Raw genomic sequence first — 23,267 nt, forward strand, 5'->3', positions numbered from 1 at the left:
TCAACGCGCGGTGGGGCGGCGGCGCCGGCGGGTGGTGAGCAGGGTCGCGCCGGCGAGGAGCACGAGCAGGGCCACGGCGAGCTGCGGTGCGGCATCCGTTCCGGTGGGTGCCAAGCCGGTGGCCCCATTAGTCCCGGCACCGGTCCCCGACGGCGAGACCGGCTGCACCGGAGGAGCAGGCGGCGTCGGCGGCGTCGGCGGTGTGGGCGGCGGCAGGTTGACGTAGACGTTCGCGATGCTCGCGTGGTTGTACGCGGGGTCGTCGCTCTGGCTCGAGTGGCTGATGGTCTCCACGATCTCGTCGGGGTCCACCACGGTTCCCGGCGCGTACTGCACGTAGATCGTGTGCTCGCTCGTGTCGCCCGCGTGGATGACGAGCATGAGCATGCTCGAGTAGGTGACGCCGTCGAGCGAGATGAGAGCGTACGGGTCGCCAGGGCCGTAGGCGACGGAGATGGTGATGTAGACATCCGCCGTCGAGGCCGCGCCGAGCCGGATCGTGTAGGTGGCGTCGGTGGGACCGCCCGGAAGGATGACCGTGCGCCCGCCCGTCTCGGTGACAATGATCTGGCCGTCGCCCGTCACCGGGTCGGCGACCGGGATGACCGGGAACACGGGCGGGTCCTCGTCAGGCAGCAGGTACGGCAGCGGCGTCACCAGCGGTGCCGTCACGAGGGTGGGAGCCGCCCGGAAGTTGCGCGTCAGCAGGTTGAGGCCCTCGCCTGTTGTTGCGTTGAGGTCGGAGTGCAGCTGCGACGGCGCCCCGATGACGTCGATGGAGGCTGTGCTCGGCTGCGGTCCGCCGTCGAGCGAGACGTGAGCGTTCTGCAGGAATCCGGATGCCGCGAGCACCGGGTTGAACACGAACGAGTCGGTGCCGGTGCCGGCTTCCAGCCGCAGTTCGGCCAGGTTGTGATTGACGATGAACGTGTCGTCGCCTGCGCCGCCGTAGATCGTGGTCGGGAAGCTCACGCCGCGGCTCACGTACCCGTAACCGGTGAGCGTGGTCGGGAAGGCATCCTCCGGGTGCACGTCGGGCGCGATTCTCGGAGTCGCGTAGAACTGGCCGACGATGAACGTGTCGTTGCCGTCCCCACCGTTGATCGTGGTGATCGAGCTGTTGTCGTCGACGGCGAACACGTCGTCGCCGCCGAGGCCGTTCACCGTCAGGCGTGCGTTGAGGTGGTCGTCGTAGTTGATGCGCTCCGCACCTGTCACGGTGCCGAGCGCGCTGTGCAGCAGGGCGACGAACGAGGGCTGCTGTGCCTGCGGCTGGTCGGGGATGATGGATGCCCCGCGCAGCAGGAACAGGTCATGCCCGTCCGATCCGTTCACGGTCAGCGTGTTGAGACCGCCGAACGCGCCGCTGTTCAGCACATCGATGCGGTACCGGTGGTTCAGGGGATCCACGCTCCCCCAGGTGGTGACCGTGTAGGAGTTGTTGCCGAGCTCACCGTCGAGGTGCAGCGTGTCGGCCACGAGCGTGCCGTCGTACGGATCGCCCGACGTGTCGAGGTGCGTGGTCGTCATGGTCTGCAGGTGGTCCACGACGAACGTATCGTTGCCGTCGGGGAGGGATGCTTTCGCGCTCGCGCTGCCGTAGACATCCGTCTGCCCGCCGAGGTACGTGTGATCGAACACGAACGTGTCGTTGCCCGCGCCGCCGAACACGTGCGTCGGGTGGCCGGTGAGCGTGCCTCCGAAGTACAGGGTCGAGCCGACGGGAGTCGCCGGGTTCTGGCCGTATTCGGCGTAGATGGTGATCGTCTCGCCCTGGATGATCGCGCCGGCCGGCTCCGCCAGGTCGTCGCCCACCTGCAGCAGCACGTCGGTCGGCGAGACGATGCGGCCCTGCGTCACGGCGGCTGCGCCGTCGAGCGTGGTGCCCGTGTTGATGACAGTGAGGTCGGATGCTCCCCCGCCGTCGTACGGGACGGCAAGCCGCACGCTGCCGAACATGGACTCCGCACGCAGCACCGTGAGCGGTCCGGCGATCTCCGTGATGTCGATCAGGGCCGGCGGGTTGGATCCGACGGGAAGCGACGCGCTGCGGTCGGTGAAGACGTAGACGCGGCCGTGCGGTGCAGTGTCGATCTTGAATGTGGCGCCGGTCGCGCCGATGGAGCCGTTGTAGGCGATCAGGTCGATGTTCGCGCCCACCGCTTGCACGGCATCCGTCGGCTTGTCGTCAAGGATCGAGCCGTTCAGGTCGGTCAGGGCGACGTCGCCGGTGAGCGAGTCGATCAGCTGCACGTAGAGGTCGCCGGTGGTCTGCGTGAGGTAGACGCCGTCCCTGGCGATCGCCAGCACGCTGCCGCGCGCCGCGTTCGAGGAGTGGATCTCGAGGTAGTTCGCGTCCGGCGTCACGTATCCGATGCCGCCGAACAGGGCGAACATGGTGATCGTGTTGCCGGTGACGCGCGCGCTGCCGTCGTGAACGGCGTCGACGTCGAAGATGGAGCTGCCCGCGGCATCCTCTGCGACAAGCGTCACGTCAGACCCCGTCGAGGTGATCGTGCCCACTCGCAGGTCGCTGACCGTCTCGGTGTCGATGATGTAGCCGTTCGTGTACATGTCGATCTCGCCGACGCCGTCGCTCGTCGAGAACGGAACGGGGAACTCGGCGCCGGTGAGCGTCGCGTCGACGTTCGTCGTCGCGTTGATGTTGAGGGTCGCGCCGGTGGCGGTGTGGATGACCTTGATGTCGTTGCCCGCTGTGAGGTCGGGGAACACGTATGTGCTGTCGTACGGCTTGTTGACGCTTCCGAATGCCGTGAGCACCAGGCTCAGGTCGTAGGTGGGGGCCTGATCGGGGTGGAAGTACACCTTGTAGGCGCCGGTCGGCGGGAACGTCGTGCCGATGTGATCGGCGTTGTACACGTTCACCTGCAGGTAGTCGGAGGAGATGATGGGCACGTCGTCGCCCTGCAGGCTGTCGCCAAGCACGAGGTCGATGTTGTGGCCGGCGTGGATCGGGCCGAGCGTCGGCGTGAACGGCACAGGCGCGCCGCGCAGGATGGAGGTGATGTCGAGCACGACGTCCACGAGGGCGTCCGCCACGAGTGCCACGAACCTCGTGGGATCGACGTTGTCGACGAGGTAATCGCTCTGCACGAGCTGCACCGGTATGGGGGCGCGCACCGTGCCGCCGCCTGAGACGGTGTAGGTGCCGATGGTGCCGGCATCCGCGTAGATGGCCAGCGTGTTGGTCGTGATCATGGGCGAGTCGGGGCCGGCGAGGATGTCGCCGTGCTGGTTGTCGACGTGCGTCGCGCCGATCGGGTTGTAAACGACGCCGTCGATCACGAGTTGCGGCGAGCCGCCGCCCGCGAGGAAGTTGTCGATGTCGACGAGTGTCGGCGTGAAGATGGGCATGCCGACGCTGAACCGGAACGCGGAGCTGTCGTCCACCTCGATCTGCATCGTCGCGGCGGTGCCGGTGAGATTCACCACGTTGATGGCGTGCACGACCATGGAGTGGTTCGACGAGTTGAACAGTTTGACGAAGTCGAAGGTGTTCTGCACGGTGAAGGTGCCCTGAGTACCCGTGAGCGTGCTTGCAGGAGCGTTCGCGTTGTTCGGCTGGGTCGGCGGTGTGTTGGCGTGGAAGACCACGCTGGCCCCGCCCGTGTTGGAGATGTCCTGCACCTCGATGATGCGGCCGGCGTTGATCGTCGAGCCGAGGGCGTACGTGGTGCCGAGGTCGTCTTTCACGACCACGCCGTACAACTTCGTGATCTTGCCTGTGGCATCGACCACGAGTTGCGGGTCGGCGGCGTGCAGGTAGACATCGGCATTCCACACGATCGTGCGCTGCGCGTTGTTGATGTCGTCGCCGCCGCGGCCCCCGCCGTCGAACACGGCGCCGTCGCGGTCACGGTTCCAGGTCCAGCCGAGCTCGTTCTGCAGCGCCTCGACGTCGAGCGCCGCCGTGCGCACGATCGCGCCAGCGTCCGCCGTGACGTTGGACAGGCTCTGGTAGTTGTTCGTGGCGTCCGAGTCGGTGTCGCCGCCGAAGCAGCTGCAGTTGCCGTCGGAGTGCGCGATGAGCTGAATGTTCTCGTGCTCGGCGGTGAGCGTGACCGACTCGTAGCCGACGATCTTCGTGTCGCGCTCGATGTGGAGCACGGAGTTCGAGGTGACGTAGTTGTTCGCGGATGCCCGGGACCCGGCACCGAGAGCCGAAGCGTGCGTGTAGCCCTGGTTGTTCAGCGTCATGGCGTGCACATCGGAGGTGAGCTCGACCGTGTCGGCCGTGATGCGCGTGCCTGGCTGGATGTCCACGGTGGTGTTGTCTGTGACGTTGATGTCGCAGTGCGGGCCGCCACAGCGCCCGGCGTTGGCGTCGGCGCCCAGGCCGCCCGCCTCCGCATGCGTGCTCACGTTGGCGAAAGCCTGGCTCTGCGAACCGATGTTCACGTCGTCGCCCGCTGCGATGGTGCCTGCGATGTTCGTCGTCGCGGTGATGTTGACGGTGGCGCCGGCATCCGATTCCACCCCTGAGCCCAGGCCTTCGGCGCTCGAGCGGCTCGAGGCATCCGCTTCGCCCGTCGTCATGGGCGCGATCTGGATGTTGTGGCCGGCCGTGAGCGAGGCCCCCGAGCCGACCGTGACGATCGTCGAGGTCGTCGTGGTGGAGGTGCCCTCGGCGCTGCCGATGGCAACGAGCCCACCGCCGCCGTTCGAGGCGTTGGCCTCGACGCCGGCGTTGGAGTTCGTCGTCACCGTGATGCTTCCCAGTGCGGTGAGGGATGCCCCCGCACCGATCGTGACGGTGACGGCCGCCGTCTCGTTCGCCGTCGGTGTCGCACTGGACGAGGAGATGAAGCCGCCGCCGGAGCCGCTGACCGTGGCCGTCGACTTCTGGCCTCCACCTGCCGTCGATCCGCCGATGCCGAGGGCGGTCAGGGTCTGGGTTCCGCTGCCGACCGCGGTGAGATCGATGACGAGCTGCTGCCCGTCGCTGCCGCCTGAGCCGAGCGCGACGGGTGCCGCCACGAAGCTGCCGACACCGGTGATGCCCGTGCCATCGAGGCCCGTGATGGCCGATCCGCCCGGCGTGAGGGACACCTGGAAGTGTCCGGCCGCAGGGTTCACAACGTAGTAGGTCTGCCCGTCGACGAGTCCGCCGATGGGCTGTTGGCCCGGCACCCAGAGCCCGTGGGTGATGGCCTCGCCAGCGGTCGACTTGTCGGGCGTGAGCGGGATCGGGTTGATCGGGATGTCGTTGTTGGAGCCGTCCTTGCAGCCGCCGGTCGCCTCGCACTTGGACGCCGCCAACTGAATGACGTTGGCGTTCACGACGATGACGTAGTAGGTGACACCGTTCGTCAGTCCGCCGAGCGGATCGGTCGCACCCTCGTAGACGACGGCTTCGCCCGTCGAGAGCCCGTGATTCTTGACGACGATCTGGTTGTTGTCCTGGTCGATCAGCTGCGGCGGGCTGCCCGTGAACACCGGGTTGCCGCTTGCGTCGGTCTCGATATTCACCTGCTGGCTCGAGAACGTCACGAGCGAGCCGGGAGCGTGGTAGGTGACGGCGTCGCCCGGCTTGTACGCGTTGCCCACCGTGAACGTGTCGCCGCCCGTCACGGTCGACCCGGTCACGGTGACGGGCGTCTGCGACTCCGTCGGGTCGAAGAGCTGGATGTGAGAGGCGTCGACGACGTGCACCCGGTACTGGTGACCCGAGACGAGGCCGGGCACCGCCGTGCCCCCGTTCGGCAGCACGTAAACGACGATGTCGCCCTCGTGCAGGTTGTGGTTCAGCGGAACGAAGCTGCCCCCTATAGTGGCGCCGAATGCGATGGTGCCGGTGGTGGTGTCGATCTGCGAGCCGTCGAAGAGCGAGCCGAGCTGCACCGAGGTGCCGTTCACGACGATCACGTTGTAGTTCAGGCCGTTCTGCAGGCCGCCGACGGGCGTTCCACCCTGTGCGCTGTAGGTGACGGTGCTGCCCGTTGTGAAGCTGTGCTGCGCCGTGAGTGTGATGACGTTGGTCGTCGTGTTCACGCCTGTTGCGCCGTCGAACTGGCTCGCGTTGGGCGACGGCGGCGCCTGCGTGTTCTGAGTGGCCGTCGCGGTGATGGTGCCGCCCGCGTAGATCTGCGCGCCCTGGCCGACCAGCAGGTTGACCGTCGGATTCGTCGTGACGGATGCCGAGTTGCTCGCCAGGTCGAGGGCGATGCCGACGTGCTCACTCTCCGAGGAGGAGATCGACACCGGGTTCGAGGAGACGCCCACGGAGATGTCGCCGACCGTCGCAATGGGGGCGCCTGCCGTGCCGAAGTCGGTCTCGACCGTGGTGGTGGTCTTCGCCGTCGCACCCGCGTTGGCGACGGAGAGGCCGCCGATGCTCGTGTCGCTGATGAGCGCGATCGCGCTGTCGATGCCGGTCGCCAGGATCTGGATGGCCGCGGCGCCCGGTGTCGTTGCAGTAGCGCCGTGCGCTGCGCCGAGCATCCGCGCGTACGTCATGCCGCTGTCGGTGGCCTGCGGGTTCGCACTGGAGATCGAGCCGAGTCCGCCGTTGGTGGAGCCACCCTTGGCGACAGCCGAGTTGGTTGCCGTTGAGACGACGGAGACAGCCGCGTTCGGTGCATTCAGCAGTGCGGCCGATCCGATGCCCGACTGCGTGATCACTCCGCTCGTGATGATGGCCTGCGGCGAGGAATCGGACGCGCCGGCCAGACCGAAGGCCCGGGCACCGGATGTCGACGACACGGCGGATGTCGACGTGGCCGCGACGGCCAGCCCGGTGCCGCCGGCGAGCCGACCGTCGAATTCCGCGCCCGTTCCCGCGGCGATGCGCGCGATCGGGATGCTCTCGTTGCCTGCGATGAGGCCGCCGTCGAGCGTGTCGGTGTTCGCCGTGGCCGTGTTGCCGCTCGTCGCCTTCACCGTGACGGTGCCGGTCGTCACGAGCGAACCGCCGCCGTAAGTCGCGGAGACGGATGCCGTGCCGAGCACCTCCGCGTCGACGGCGGCCCCCGAGAGGCTGGCGAGCCCGATGCCGAGGGACTGCGTCGTCGCGGTGGACGAGTTGGTGCCGGATGCCGTGACGCCGGCGCCGGTCGAGGCGAGCACGCTGCCGGAGAACGTCGCCGTGACGGCGGCGGCGACAAGGGCGCTGGCGAAGAACACGCCGCCCTGGATGAGTCCGCCGCCCGTCGAGCTGATCTCGGCGTCGGCGGTGTTCCCTCCGGTGCCGAGCGACGCGCCGACGGAGACGATGCCGGATGCGGTGAGCGAGGTCGCCGAGCTCACCGTGGCGAGGACGCCCGCGGATGCCTGCACCTCGGCATCGGCCATCGCGCCGGTCAGGCCGATGACGCTGAAGTTGTCGGCGTTCGCCGTCGCCGTCGCCGTGTTCTGCCCGGAGGCGGTGACGGAGAACGAACCGGAGGTCGTGGTTGCTCCGTCGAATTCCGCCGTCGTGCCTGCCGCGATGATGGCGAAGGGTGTGAGCGCTCCGATCGCCACCACGCCGCCGGAGATCTGCGACGGTGTTGCCGTGGCGTGGTTCACGCTCGACGCGGAGACCGTCACAGCACCGCCGCCGGCGTTCACTGTGGTGGCGGAGCCGTCGACGATCGCCGTGATGGCCGCGGCCGAGGTGATGCGGGCATCCGCTCCCCCGATGGAACCGGAGAGGATGCCGATGCCGAGCAGCGAGGAATCCGCGGTGGCGGTGTTGTGTGCGTCTGCCGAGACCGTGAGGCCGTTCGCGCTGAGCACGGGATCGCCGAGCTCTGCGCGAGTGGGCGCGTCGATGTGGGCGAACGGCAAGGAGGCGGTCAGCGTGAACGCGCCGATGCTGCCGACTTCGGTGCCGACCGTTGAGGTGTTGCTCGCCGTGGCCGAGACGGTGACGAGGCCGGTCGATGAGATGGTGCCGCCCGTAACGATCGCCGTCGTTGCGGCGGTTACGGCGATCTCGGCGACGACGCCTGCCAGACTGACGCCCGCGAACGACATCGAGCCGACCTTGGTGTTCGCCTCCGCAGTGTTCGCCGACGATGCCGTGACGGAGACGCCACCCGAGGAAGAGACCGTGGTGCGCAGCTCTGCCGTCGTGGGGGCGAGAAGTTCGGCGTCTGCCGTGTAGACGCCGGCGTTGATGATGCCGCCACCGCCGCCGAGCACCTTCGCGAACGCGTAGTCGCCGTGCCCTGCACCGTCGATCGTGATGGTCGCGGCGACCGCCACCAGGCCGGTGCTTCGGATGCCCGCGCTAGCGCCGATGCTCGCCAGCACCTGCGCGCTCTGTTCGACGTGCGCGACCGGGAACGTGCCCTGCCCGCCGCCCAGCAGTGCGATGTTGAGCACGTCTGCCTCCGCGCTCGCCTGGTTCTGGCCGGTCGCCGAGACCGCGACGGATCCGGATGCCGTCACCTGGCCATCGAGGTGCGCTTCCGTCGTTCCCGTGACGAGCGCGATGGGCAGCATGAGCGTGACGCCGATGCCGCTGAACGTGCCGCCCTGCGCCTGCACTGTCGCATGGTTGGCCGATGTCGCGGAGACGGCGACGGCGCCGCCGGCCGAGACGGCTGAGCCCTTTGCCAGGCTTGCGACCGTGCTGCGATCGTCTCTGGCGACCACGACCATGATCCCTGCGGCGATCACGCCTGTCGCGACGCCGAGCGTGTAGGCGGAGGTGGTGTTCGTGCCGGAGGCGACCACGGACATCCCGCCGCTCAAGGTTGCCTGGCCGTTGAAAGTCGCGGTCGTGGCGCCCCAGATGTGGGCAACGGCTCCTGCACCGGTGATGCCGTCGCCGACACCGCCCTGCACCGAGTACGCCTGCGTCGGAACGGTGATGACGGACTGCGCCAGTATCGTCACACCGCCTGCCGGTGCCGCGCCGCCGATCGTGACGTTGCCGATCGTCGCCGTGGTGTCGCCGTCGACCTCTGCGTCGGCCACGGCGGCGCCGATCGCTGCTGCCCCGATCGCGATGCCGATCGCGAGCGGGTTCACGGTGCGTGTCGCCTTCGCCTCGACGTCGACGATGCCGCCGGCGGTCGGGATCACGGCGCCCGTGTCGATGTGCGCGTTCTGGGTTGCGTGGCTCGTGATGACGACGACCTGGGCCCCGATGCTGATGAGGCCGCCCTGCCCGGAGAACGCGACGCCGAAGTCGTTCTCGGTCACGACCGACTGCACGGCCACGTCACCGCCCGCCGTGATGGACACGCCGGAGGCGATGCCGGAATCCGCGTTGCTGGTCAGGTTGGCGATGGCGACCGAGCCGCCGATGGCCGCGATGCCGGCGGCGACGGTTCCCACCACGCCGGTGTAGGCGTTCTGCTCGTTCGCCCGCATCCGCACGCTGCCACCGACGACGATGACGACGCCCGTGCCGATCGCGCTGGCGGTGCCGCCCGGTACCTGTGGGTTGTCGAACTCCTTGTTCACGATGTCGCTCGACGGGGCAGCGGAGTTGATGGCACCGGATGCCCCGCCCAGCGACGGCGCGATGCGCGCGTTGGTCGTGGGGTCGGCCGTGCTGTTGCCCGCGTTGTCGAGGATGTGCTGGTAGCCGCCCGTTCCTGCACCGTTGGCGGTGTCGCCTGACTGGGATTGCGCCGTCGTGCCGCTCGAGGGCTTGAGCGCGTCGGCCGCGCCCTCCCACTGCGTGTGCGAAGTGTCGGCGACGGGGTTCAGCGTCGGGTGGTCGACCAGAGCGCCGTAGCGCTTGCCGTCGGAGCCGGTCACCACGTCGCCCTTGAGGTAGTCGCCTGACACCGACCAGGTGCCCTTGTCGACGCCGTTCGCACCCTCGTTGTACGACGTGGTTGGGTCGGTGCCAACGGTCCAGACCGAGACGGACGCCGCGATGCCGACCGCGCCGACGCCCACGCTCAGCGCGTAGCTGCTGATCGACTTGGCGGCGAGCGCGTTGATGATGAGATCGCGTGCGGCGTAGACGGTGGCGTACGCGCCGATGTACGCCTGGGTCGTGGTCTGCGCGATGCCGATGTCGATGCCGCCTGCCACGCCGACGAATCCGCCTGCGATGCCGCCGCCGATGGTCAGCGCCTTGGTGGCGTCAGCCGCCGAGACGTTGACGGACTGCATGGAACCGGCGCCCGATGCGGTATTGATGCGAGTGCGGTCGAGCAGTGTGCTGTCGATGTACGCGGCGGTGGTGGCGTGCAGCACAGTCACGTCCACGCCGCCTGCGACGCCCACGGCTCCCGCGCCCACCGCGACCGCCAGGCCGAAGATGTTCTCGCTCGAGCCTGCCTGCACGGCCAGGCCGTTGAACGGCGAGGTGTGGAAACCGACGCCTGCGAACGTTCCGTCGTAGACGCCGCTCAGCGTGGACGCAGGCTGCGTCGCTTTCGCGTCGACGACGCTGCCGGCTCCGATGAACGCCTTGGTGTCCTTGGAGATCGAGGTGACCGTCACGCCGATGCCGACACCGACGAATCCGGCAGCGGCACCGCCGCCGACCGCGATGATCGTGGTGTCGTCGTGGGCGGCGATCAGCACGTTGTTGCCTGCGGCGATCGTCACGGCGAGCCCCGTGTCCGCGTACGTGTGCGTAGTGAGCACGATGATGGATGCCGCACCCGCGACGCCCACGAATCCGCCGGCACCGGTGAGCGCGACCGAGGTGACGGCATCCGTGGCGGTGGCGACGACGCCGACGTCGCGCTCGGCGGCGACGTAGGCGCTGCGGTCGATGTACGCGTCGGTCGTGAGCTTCACGACTCCGACCGTGGCGCTCGCGCCGACTCCCACCGTGCCGCCTGAGACGACCGCTGAGATCATCAGCAGGCTGAACGCGTTGCCCGCGTCGACCAGCACTGACTGAGCGGAGGATGCCCCAACGTTCACCGCGTTCACCTGTGCGTACTTGCCGACGAACGCGGTGGTGGTCGCAGTGACGACGTTGACGCTGCCGCCCACGCCGACGCCCGCGATGCCCGCGAAGCTCGCCGTGACGCCTGCGGCGGAGATGTCGTCGCTGTTGTTCGCGGTGATCGCGATGCCGCGGAATCCGGTCGCCATGTTGCCGGTCACGGTGTGCTGGCCGAGCGTGGCCGCGGCATCCGGCGAGGGCTGGGCGCCCTGCTTGACGATGCTGTGTGCACGGCCGGAGGCGACCGACGGGTCGAGCGAGATGGCCTGCTGGACGGCGCCGGAGCATCCCGTGGCCGAGGGGTTCGCGTGGCACAGCGAGTCGGCAAGCTGGATCTGGTGCGAGCCGGGCGCTCCCGCGATGACGTAGTACTGGCCGCCGTCGACGAGTCCCCCGATCGGTGCTCCGCCACCTGAGCTGTAGATCACCGGGTCGCCTGTTGTGACGTCGAGGTCGTACGGCAGCGTGATCGTCGTGCCTGAGGCGTCGTGCGGGTCGAAGTAGGGCGCGCTGTTCACCGGCGGCGCTGCCTTATCGGTGGGGATGAGGCGCTGAGACTCTCCACCGCGGGCGGGGGCAGCGAGCGTGATGGGCGCACCACCAGGCGTGAGCGAGAGCTGGATGTCGGTGGGCGAGAGAACGTGCACGTAATAGACGCCGCCCTGTGTGAGCCCGGTGATGGGGTCGCCCCCACCGGCGTCGTAGAGCACCTGTTCGCCATCGGTGTACGTGTGGGTGAAGGGCAGGTGCAGCGTGACGCCGTCCGGCTGGATGGCGGCAGACGAGAATCGCGTGTCCACGGCCGTTGTGGTGAAGCCGCCCGTCGACACCGCGATGCCCGGCGTGTTGCCCCTGGCGTTCAGCACCGAGAAGTCTCCGAGGAAGGCCGAGGTGGTCTTCGTGATGACGGGCACCGCCGCAGCTGCGCCGACGCCGACGGTGCCGCTGCCCGCGATCGCGCCGGCGATGACCGTCATGGTCAGCTGTTCGGTGGCGGCCACCCTGGCGTTGCCACCTGCATCCACCACGGATGCCGAGCCGGCGCAGTTCGCAGCGGTCACCTGTGCGGCCTGGCACTGCTGCCCGATCCACGCCTGCGTCACGATCGTGAACACGGGAACCGACGCGTTGACCGCGACGGCGACCGTGCCGCCGATGGAGCCGCCCGTGGAGATCGACGTGACGGTTTCGCTCGAGGTGGCATCCAACGTGGCGTCGCCTGTGACCTGAACGACGACAGCCGGCGCGATCCACGCCTGGGTGCTCTTGTTCACCACCTCGACGTCTGCCCCTGCGCCGACGCCTGCAGCGCCTCCCACGGCGAGCTGCCCGGCTATGCCCTTCAGCGTGGTGGTGTCGGATGCCGCGAGCGCGATTCCCTCGCCGGCCTGGGCGCCCGTGTTGTCGCCGTTGACGGTGACGCCCGTGTCCACGTGAGCGTGGGTGGTGTTGTTCTGCACGCCGACGGTCGCCGACCCCGCGATGCCGGCACTGCCGCCTCCCGCGCCGCCGACGGCCAGCAGCGTCACGTTCTCGGACTGCGTCGCGCCGATGGCGAGGCCGGGCGCTCCGAGCGCCCGGATGTCGTCGCCGGCCGCGATGAAGGCATCCACGATGCCCGTGCGCACCAGCACGGCGGACGAGACGCCTACGCCTGCGCTACCGCCGATCGTGAGGTTGCCGGCGTAGAGCGAAAGGGTCGGAACGGTGTCGCTCGCGTTGATGCTCATGCCGCCACCGGCATATACCCGGCTCGGCTGGGCTCCGCCGTCGATGTACGCCCGGGTGCCAGGCGCGCTGCCGCCCTGGTTGATCACGAGCACGATGATGGATCCGGCGACGGCGACGCTCGAGGCGATGCCGGCATCCGCGGCGAGAGCCGTGAACGACTCGGTCGCGGTGGCCGTGATGGAGACGGAGCCACCGAATCGGGCGGTGACGGCGTCGCCGAGGTAGGCGCGGACATCCTTGTCGAAGACGACCACGACGAGTCCGAGGCCGATGCCGACCTCGCCTGCGGTGAGGGCGATGGCGCCGGCGAGCTCGACGAACTGCGTGGCATCCTGTGCGCTGAGCGTGATGGACTGCGCTGCGTTCACCGGCACGTTCTGGTTGATGGCGGCGTGCCCTGCGATGTAGGCGCGCGTCGTGAGGTCGACGATGTCGACGATGACGGATCCGCCGATCGCCACGCTGCTCGTGCCCGCCCCGCCTGCGACGGCGACGCTCGTGACGGCGATGGAGAGCTTGGGGATGCCGGGTACGACGAGCGCGACGATCCCGGCGCCGGAGGTGACGAGGATGGCGCCGCCCGCGTCGATCACGGTCGGTGCGCTCGCGCTGGAGTCGATGTAGGCGAGCGTCGGGATTGTGAGCACGTTGACAGCGATGGCGGCGCCGACGCCTGCGCCGTCGAGCGACACCCCGCCTGCTGCAGCGATGTTCTGCAGGCCCATGGGGTTGCTCGCCTGCACCGCGATGCCTCCGGCCGAGCCGACCGTTGAACCGGCGCCGATGACGGCTGTCGTCTCGTAGTCGACCACCTGCACGCCCACCGAGCCCGCGACGGATGCCTCGCCGTCGCCACCCGCGGCCGACAGGCCCCAGACCACGAAGTCGTTCTCGGCGCCCGCCGGAGTGATGGCCTGCACCGAGACGCTGCCGCCTGTGACGTGGTCGCCCGCGCCGATCGAACCCGTGACCGTGACGGTGGCAACGTTGAGTCCGACGGCAGCGCCGATGTTCGTGCTGTTGAGCTTGAGCGCGGTGCCGATGGACTTCGCCGTGGCGTCGACCGTGTTGGATGCTGCTACGACCACGGCACCCGTCGCCGCGATCGTGAGGTGGTCGGCGACCATGGCGGTCGTGGTGACGACCACCCAGTTGACTGTGACGGCCGCGCCCACGCCGACGCCCTGGCCGGACTGGCCGGACTGGCCGCTCGCCTGCCCGTTCGCGTTGCTCACGGTGCTGCTGGAGGAGGGCAACGTTCCCGTCTTGCCCGAGGTGCTCGGCGTGCCGTTCAGCTGGTCGCTCGCCTGCGAGTCCGAGTTACCGCCCGTGCCCTTCGACGAGCCCTGCGCGCTCGCCGTGGCCTGCGCCGAGCCGGCCTCGCTGCTGGATGCCGTGAGCACGACGGAGGCGCCCGTCACGTCGCGCATCGTGGTCGCCGTCGTCGTCGCGGTGAGGATGTTCAGCGCGATGACGGCTCCGACCGCGACGCCGTCGCCCGCCGCGTTCGCGTCGCCCTGCACGGACGCCGAACCGGTGTGCGTCGCCGAGATGAGCACGGCGCCCGTTGCGACCAGACCGCCCGTACCCGTTCCACCGCTACCTGCGCCGGTCGGGGCGACCCCGAGCCGGGCGATCGTGACCGGGGAGACGATGTTGATGCCGACCGCGGGGCTCACGGCGACGCTGCTGCCGGCCGAGCCCGCGGTCACCACGTTGGTCACCGGGTCCGAGCTCGTTGCGTTGAGCGTGACATTCGCGCCGCCGGTGAGCACGGCGCCATCCACGACCTCTGCCCTTGTGAGGTTGGTCGTGAGCACGTTGATGGCGACCGACGCGCCGATGCCGACCTTGCCTCCGCCGCCGATCGAGGCATCCGCCTTCGCCTTCGCGGAGTCGGTGCGCAGGTTCTGTGCGCTCAGCGTGACGTCCCCGGTGCCTGCGTGCACGACAGCGGTGCCCGGCACGTACGCCTCGGTGTTGTCGGTGACGAGGTTCAGCGCGACCGCGCCGGCGACGCCGATGTCTTTCGAGCCCGCGCCGGCATCCGCTTCGGCGGTGAACGTGTGGGTGGTGTCGCCACTGACGTTCGTCATGGTCGCCGTCTCGGCGAAGCCGTTGCCGGTCACGGTGGTGTGGTCGCCCAGGTACGCCTTGTTGACGAGCGCGACCAGGTTGAGTGCGACAGCCGCTCCGATCCCGACATCCTGCGCCTGAACCGCCGTGCCGTCCGCCTTGACGATGCCGTCGACGTTCTCGGAGCTGCGCAGTGCGACGGCGCCGCCTGCGACGAGCGTGAGGCCGTCCGGCAGAGTGGCCATGGCCGTGACGTCGGCGACGTTGATGGCGATGGCGGCAGCCACGGCGACCTTGCCGTCCGAGGTGGACGCGGACGGGTTGGCGCTGCCGTTCGCACCTTGCCCGTTGTACTTGACGGCGGTCGTCGAGGCGAAGTCGCGCTGGTCCTGCGCCTGCTTGTCGACGTCCCCAGATGGCGCGTTGGGATCGCTCTTGCCAGGGGCGCCGCTTGCCGAAGCGCTCGCCGACGCCCCGTCGGCGGACGAGCCGTAGGCCTGGAATGTGATCGAGCCGCCTGCCGTGATGTCGCGTCCCGTCGTGCTCGTCACGGTGTGCGTGACGAGGTTGAGGCCGAGCGCGATGCCCACGGATGCGGACGACCCGCCGGCCGCGACCGCTCCCGCCGAACTCGTCGCACCAGCGGTCTGCGCGGCATCCGCCGCGAAGTCGCCGGTGATGACGAGGCCGCCGAGGGCGGAGGTTCCGATGCTGGCCGAGGTGACGACGTTGGAGATGGTGATGGCGATGGCCGGCGTGACAGCGACCTTGGCACTGCCCGTGCCCTGCGCGCCCATCTTCGCCTCGGTCGTCGCGATGTCGCCTGCGGTGGCCGTGATCGTGAAGTTGCGTGCACCTGTCACCGTGATGCCGTTGTCGAGCAGCGCGGTCGTGGTGTCGGTGACGAGGTTCAGGGCGATGGATGCTCCGATGCCCACATCGCTGGCACTCACTCCACCGGGCGTGGGCTCGGCCTTCACGGTGCTCGTCGCGTTGCTGCCCGCCGTGATCGCCACATCGCCGCCCGTGAGGGTGACGACGCCCGACAGTTCGGCGAGCGTCACCTGTTTGACCACCGCGAGGGCGAAGGATCCGGCGACCGAGATCTTGCCCTGGCCTGCGCCCGACGCGGACTGCGCGCCGTACGTGCTCGTGGCATCCGTTCCGCCGGCGCCGTCGGGCGTCACGGTCTCCGTGGCCGAGACGATGAGGGCGTGCGCGTGGATGGTGTCGCCGACGGGCAGCTGCGCGGTGTTCGCGACGTTGGCGAGCGTGATGGCGACGGCGGCGCCCACAGTGGCCGTCGTTCCACGCGACGCTGATCCGTCGGCGGTGGTGGAGGCATCAGTGTTCTGGCTCGAGGCCAGCGTGACGGTGCCGATTGCGGTGATGTCGAGGCCGTCGTGTTCGATGGTGGCCGTCGCGGTGACGGTCGCGACCGTGATGGCGATGGCTGCCGCGACGTTCACCTTGCCGCCGCTGGTGTCTGCGCTCGGCGTCGCCATCGTGCCTGAGCCCGAGACGCCGTTGTCGGTCGCCGAGGTGTCTGCGAACGTGCGCTGACCCTGTACCTGGTCGTCGACGCCGCTGCCGCCCGAACCGGATGACCCGCTCGACTCTGGAGCACCGGAGGCGGATGCCTGCGCGCCCGCCGCCGACGACGACACGCTGGACGCGCCGAGCGTGACGTCGCCGCCCGCGACGATGCTTCGGTCCGTTGTGCCTGTGACCGTGTGGTTGGCGATGGTGAGGCCCAGCCCGATGCCGACTGCCGCGGTGGACGCTCCTCCGGTCACCGCGCCTGCGGTGCTGGCGGCGCTCGCGATCTGCGACGCCTGTGCGCTCAGGCTTCCTGCCAGCTGGATGGGTGCCGCGAGGGATCCGACGCGGGCCTTCGTCGTCACGTTCGAGAGCGTGATGGCGACGGCGGGAGCGATGGCCACCTTGCCGCCCGTTGCGCCCATCTTCGCCTCGGTCACGGCGTCGTCACGGGCCGTGGCGGTCAGTGCGATGTCGTGTGCGCCGGTCAGGGCGATGCCGTCGTCGAGCATCGCGGTCGTGTCGTCTTGAATGAGGCTCAGTGCGACGGATGCTCCGACGCCGACGTTCGTGGACGTCACGCCACCCGTGGTCGGCTCGGCCTTCACTGTGGTGGACGCCACGCTGCCCGCCGTCACTGTCGTGTCGCCGCCGGTCAGTGTGACGACGCCCTTCAGCTCGGCCGTGGTCTGCTGGTTCACGACGGCGAGAGCGAACGAACCGGCGACCGAGACCTTGCCGCCGCCCGCGCCGCTGACGGACTGCGCGCCGTACGTGCTCGTGGCATCCGCTCCGTCGACCGTCTGGGTGGCCGAGACCGTGAGCGCGTGCGCGTGCACGGTGTCGGTCTGCGGCAGGATCGCCGCGTTCGTGACATCCGCGAGTGTGATGGCGACGCCGGCACCGATCGTCGCCGCGCCGCCCTGGGCGGCCGAGCCGTCTGCCGCGCTGGCGGCATCCGTGTTCTGGCTCGAGGCGAGGGTGACAGTCCCGCCCGCGAGCAGGTCGATGCCGATGCCCACGATGGCGGCCGTCGCCGTGACCGTGGCGAGGTCGATGCCGATGGCGGCAGCGACGTTCACGCCGCCCTGCGAGGTGGTGGCCTTCGGCGTGCTCGCGGCGCCGGTGCCCTTCACGCCGTTGTCGGTGGCCGAGGTGTCGGCGAAGTCACGTTGACCCTTCACCTGACTGTCGACGCCCGTGCCTGCTCCGCCGCCCGTGCCGGCGCCGCCCGAACCGTCTGTGCTGTTCTCCGGCGAGCCGGAAGCGGAGGCCTGCGCCCCGGCGGACGACGCCGAGACGCTGAACGCGCCGAGCGTGATGTTCCCACTCGCGTTGATGCTGCGTGCCGTGCTGCCCGTGACGGTGTGGTTGGCGATGGTGAGTCCGAGCGCCACCCCGATTGCCGCGCTCGTGCCGCCGCTGACCACGGCTCCCGCGTTCGAGGATGCCGATGCCTTCTGCGTCGCGGATGCCGTGAAGTCGCCCGTGAGCACGAGCGCGCCGCCGAACGTGCCGATCGCCGCCAGGGTCGTGACGTTGGACAGGTCGATCGCGACCGCCGGTGCGATGTCGACCTTGCCGCCCGCGGCACCCATCTTCGCCTCGACGACGGCGTCGTCTCTGGCGTTCGCCGTCAAGGCGATGTTGCGTGCGCCGGTGATGGCGATGCCATCGTCGAGCCGCGCCGTGGTGTCGTCTTCGATGAGCCCGAGCGCGACGGATGCGCCGACGCCGACGCTCGTCGCGGTCACGCCGCCGGGGGTCGGCTCGGCCTTCACCGTGGTGGATGCCACGCTGGCCGCCGTCACGGCGACGTCCCCGCCTGTGAGCGTCACCGTTCCGGACAGCCGTGCCGTCGTCTCCTGGTTCACGACCGCCAATGCGAACGATCCCGCTACCGACACCTTGCCGCCGCCCGCGCCCGAGGTGGACTGTGCGCCGTACGTGCTCGTGGCATCCGTGCCGCCTGCGCCGTCTGGTGTCGTGGTCTCGGTCGCCGTCACCGTCAGGCCGTGCGCGTGAACAGTGTCGGAGGCGGGCAGGATCGCAGCGTTCGTGACGTCGGCGAGCGTGATCGCGACGGCGGCGCCGATCGTGGCCGTACCACTCTGCGAAGCGGACCCGTCGGCGGTGGTCGCGGCATCCGTGTTCTGACTGGAGGCCAACGTGACAGTGCCGGCCGCCGTGAGGTCGAGCCCCGTGCCGAGGACCGTGGCGGTCGCCTTCACCGTGGCGAGGTCGATCGCGATGGCTGCTGCGACGTTCACACCGCCGTCCGACGTGGTCGCCTTCGGCGTGCTAGCCGCCCCCGACCCTTTCACCCCGTTGTCTGCCGCAGAGGTGTCGGCGAAGTCGCGCTGCCCCTTCACCTGACTGTCGACGCCGCCGCCCGCACCGCCGCCGGTGCCCGCGCCGCCGGAGCCGTCCGTACCGTTCTCCGGTGCGCCGGCCGCTGACGCCGACGCCGCTGCCGAGGTGTCGGACACGCTCGTCGCGCTCAGTGTGACGTCGCCGCCCGCGTTGACGCTTCGCGCCGTCGTCGAGCTGACGGTGTGGTTCGCGATCGTGAGGCCGAGGCCGACGCCGATGGCGGCGCTCGTGCCGCCGGTGACGACCGAGCCTGCGGTCGTCGACGCCGATGCGTTCTGGGTCGCGCCCATGGTGAGAGAACCGCTGAGCTGGATCGATCCGCCCAACGTTCCCAGCCCAGCCGTTGTGGTCACGTTCGACAGCGCGATCGCGACGGCGGGAGCGATGTCGACCTTGCCGCCGGCCGCGCCCATCTTGGCTTCGACCACCGCGTCGTCACGGGCGCTGGCCGTCAGGGAAATGTCGTGTGCGCCGGTGAGAGCGATGCCGTCGTCGAGCGCCGCCGTGGTGTCGTCCTCGATCAGGGCGATTGCGACGGATGCTCCGACACCGACGTTCGTGGACGTCACACCACCCGTGGTCGGCTCGGCCTTCACTGTGGTGGACGCCACGCTGCCCGCCGTCACCGTCGCGTCGCCGCCGGTCAGTGTGACGACGCCCTTCAGCTCGGCCGTGGTCTGCTGGTTCACGACGGCGAGAGCGAACGAACCGGCGACGGAGACCTTGCCGCCGCCTGCGCCGCTAACGGACTGTGCGCCGTACGTGCTCGTGACATCCGCTCCGTCGACCGTCTCGGTGGCCGAAACCATGAGCGCGTGCGCGTGCACGGTGTCGGTCTGCGGCAGGATCGCGGAGTTCGTGACATCCGCCAGCGTGACGGCCACGCCGGCGCCGATGTTGGCGGTGCCGCCCTGGGTGGCCGAGCCGTCTGCCGAGCTGGCAGCATCCGTGTTCTGGCTCGAGGCGAGCGTCATCGTGCCGCCGGCCGTGAGGTCGAGCCCGGCGCCGACGATCGTCGCGGTCGCCGTCACCGTCGCGAGGTCGATCCCGATGGCGGCTGCGACGTTGACGCCGCCGTCTGACGTGGTCGCCTTCGGCGTGCTCGCGCCTCCGCTGCCCTTCACGCCGTTGGCCGTTGCCGAGGTGTCGGCGAAGTCGCGCTGGCCCTTCACCTGGCTGTCGACGCCCGTTCCCGCCCCGCCACCTGTGCCCGCACCGCCCGAGCCGTCCGCGCCGTTCTCCGGTGCGCCGGATGCCGACGCCGAGGCAGATGCGGAGCTCGCCGACACGCTCGATGCGCTCAGCGTGATGTTTCCACCCGCGTCGATGCTGCGCGCCGTGCTGCCCGTGACCGTGTGGTTCGCGATGGTGAGTGCGAGGCCAACTCCGACTGCCGCGCTGGTGCCGCCGGTAACCGCGGAGCCGGCGTTCGACGATGCCGACGCCTTCTGTGTCGCCGACGCCGTGAAGTCGCCGCTCAGCGCCAGCGTGCCACCGAAGGTGCCGATCGTCGCCTGCGTCGTCACGTTCGACAGGTCGATCGCGACCGCCGGCGCGATGTCGACCTTCCCGCCGGCCGCGCCCATCTTCGCCTCGACCACGGCATCATCGACGGCGCCGGCAGTCAGGACGATGTTGTGTGCGCCCGTGATGGCGATCCCGTCGTCCAGTCGCGCCGTCGTGTCGTCCTCGATCAGGGCGATCGCGACGGATGCCCCCACCCCCACGTTCGTGGCGCTCACGCCGCCGCCGGTCGGTTCGGCCTTCACCGTGGTGGATGCCGCGCTGCCGGCCGTCACGGTCGCGTCGCCGCCGGTCAGCGTTACCGTCCCGGCGAGGTCGGCCAGGGTCTGCTGGTTTACGACGGAGAGCGCGAAGGATCCCGCGACGGACACCTTGCCGCCGCCCGCGCCCGACGTGGACTGCGCGCCGTACGTGCTGGTGACATCCGTGCCGCCTGCGCCGTCCGGTGTCGCCGTCTCGGTCGCCGAGACGACGAGTGAGCGCGCGTGCACGGTGTCGCCGGCGGGCAGCTGGGCGGTGTTGGTCACGTCGGCGGAGGTGACGGCGACGGCTGCGCCGATGGTGGCCGTCGCACCCCCGGAGGCTGAGCCGTCTGCGTTCGAGCTGGCATCCGTGTTCTGGCTCGAAGCGAGCGTCACGGTGCCGACAGCGTTGAGGGTGATGCCCGTGCCCACGATCGTGGCGCTGGATCGCACGGTTGCGACGACGACGGCGACGGCTGCGGCCACGTTCACCTTGCCCGTCGACGTCGTCGCGCTCGGCGTCGGCGTGGCACCGGATGCGTCTCCACCGTTGTCCGTTGCCGTGGTGTCGGCGTTCGTGCGCTCCTTCTGCACCTGCTGGTCGACGCCGTCGCTCTGGTTGTCGCTCCCCGCGCCGGCCGCATCATCGTCTGGCGCACCCGATGCCGATGCCTGCGCCGCTGCGGTCGACGAGGAGACGCCGGATGCGCTCAACGTGATGTCACCGCCGGCCGTGATCGTGCGGGCTGTCGTTCCGCTCACCGTGTGGTTCGAAATCGTGAGTGCGAGACCAACGCCGACGGCTGCCGTTGCCGCGCCACTGACCGCCGCTCCGGCCGTCGTGTTCGCCGACGCGCGCTGGGTGGCCGCGGCGGTCACGTCGCCGCCGGCGTTGAGGCCGGCGCCGAGGGTTCCGATCACGGCGGTCGTCGTGACGGTCGAGAGGGTGATCGCGATGGCAGGGGCGATGCCAACCTTGCCACCCGCGGCGCCCATCTTCGCCTCGGTGACGGCGTCGTCCGTGGCCGTCGCGCTGAGTGTGATGGTGCGTGCACCGGCGAGCGAGATGCCGTCGTCCAGCGCCGCGCGGGCGGTGTCGGTGATGAGGTTCAGCGCAACGGACGCACCGACCCCGACGCTCGTCGACGAGACGCCTGCGCCCGCAGGCTCTGCCTTCACGGTGCTGGATGCCGTGCTGCCTGCCGTCACGGTGGCGTCGCCGCCCGACAGCGTCACGTTCCCGGCCAGCTCCGCCAGCGTGTCCTGGTTGACGACGGCGAGTCCGAGGCTCCCCGCGACAGAGACCTTGCCTCCGCCCGCACCCGAGGTGGCCTGTGCGCCGTAGGTGCTGACGGCATCCGTTCCGCCCGCGCCCGGCACAACCGTCTCGGTGGCCGACACTGTGAGCGCATGGGCGGTGACCGTGTCGCCCGCTGGGAGGATTGCCTGGTTCGTCACGTCGGCGAGCGTGATGGCGACGGCGGCGCCGATGGTGGCGGTCGCGCCCTGCGATGCCGACCCGTCAGCCGTCGAGGCGGCATCGGTGTTCTGGCTGGATGCGAGGGTCACGGTGCCGACCGCGGTCAGCGCGAGGCCGGTGCCTGCGATGGTGGCCGTCGATCTCACGGTCGCGACCACGATGCCGATGGCCGCAGCGACGTTGACCTTGCCGCTCGAGGTCGTGGCGCTGGGCGTCGTCGTGGCGCCGGAGCCCTCGCCGCCGCTCGCCTCCGCCGTCACATCGGCGTTGCCGCGTTCCTTCTGCACCTGCTGGTCGACGCCGGCTCCCGCAGCCCCGCCGCTGCCTGCTCCGCCTGACCCGTCCGCGGCGTTCTCCGGGGCGCCGCCCGCCGAGGCCTGCCCGTCGGCGGAAGATGCCGACGCCCCGGTCGCGCTCAGCGCGATGTCCCCGCCCGCGGCGATGGACCGGGCGGTGGTGGAGCTCACGGTGTGGTTGGAGACGGTGAGCGCCAGGCCCACGCCGACGGCGGCGCTGCTTGCACCGGATGCCGCGGCCCCAGCACTCGTGCTCGCCGATGCGTTCTGCGTCGCCTCCCCGGTGAAGGTGCCGCTCAGCGACAGGGCGCCGCCGAACGTGCCGACGACGATCGACGTCGTGACGGTCGAGAGTGTGACGGCGACGGCCGGCGTGATGGCGACGCTGCCGCCTGCCGCGCCCATCTTCGCGTCGGCGAGCGCGTCATCCTTCGCCGTGGCGGTGAGGCTCACGTTGCGGGCGCCCGTGATCGCAATGCCGTCGCTCAGCTGAGCGGTCGTGGTGTCGGTCACGAGATCAAGCGCGACGGACGCCCCGACTCCGACGTTGGTCGAGACCACGCCGCCGCCCGTGGGCTCGGCCTTCACTGTGGATGCCGCGACGCTGCCGGCCGTGATGCTCGCGTCCCCGCCGGTGAGGGCCACGCTGCCGTCCAGTTCGGCCAGCGTGTGCTGGTTGATCACGGCGAGGGCGAGCGATCCGGCGACCGAGATGTTGCCGCCGCCGGCGCCCGAGGTGGACTGTGCGCCGTACGTGCTGACGGCATCCGCTCCGTTCGTCGTCTCGGTGGCGGAGACGACCAGGTCGTGCGCCTCGACCGTGTCACCCGTCGGCAACTGGGCCGTGTTCGCGACGTTCGCGAGCGTGATGGCGACCGCCGCGCCGATGTTCGCGCTCGACCCGCCGACCGCCGAGCCGTCCGCCGTGGATGCCGCGTCGGTGTTCTGCGACGACGCCAGCGTGACCGTGCCTCCCGCGTTGAGGGCGATTCCCGTCCCGACCACCGTCGCTGTCGCCGTCACGGTCGCGACCACGACCGCGATCGCCGCTGCGACGTCGACCTTGCCGCCCGAGGTGGAGGCGCTCGGCGGCGCCGTGTCGTTCGAGGGGGTGCCGCCGTTCTGCGCCGCGGTGT

The 23,267-nt window shown here is 70.0% G+C and carries 1 protein-coding gene (running past one end of the window); it reads right to left on the reverse strand.

What is annotated here, in order from left to right; translation table 11 throughout:
• Positions 1 to 23,267, reverse strand: partial view of a beta strand repeat-containing protein gene (locus ACO2Q7_RS06740; protein ID WP_423354838.1) — the 3' portion only. The gene runs 9,922 nt beyond the window's last position; only the last 23,267 of its 33,189 coding nucleotides appear in the window; its start codon lies off the right edge, out of view — the gene reads right to left on this strand; the stop codon is at positions 1 to 3.

The organism is Rathayibacter sp. KR2-224 (genome assembly GCF_049446075.1).
GTDB lineage: Bacteria > Actinomycetota > Actinomycetes > Actinomycetales > Microbacteriaceae > Humibacter.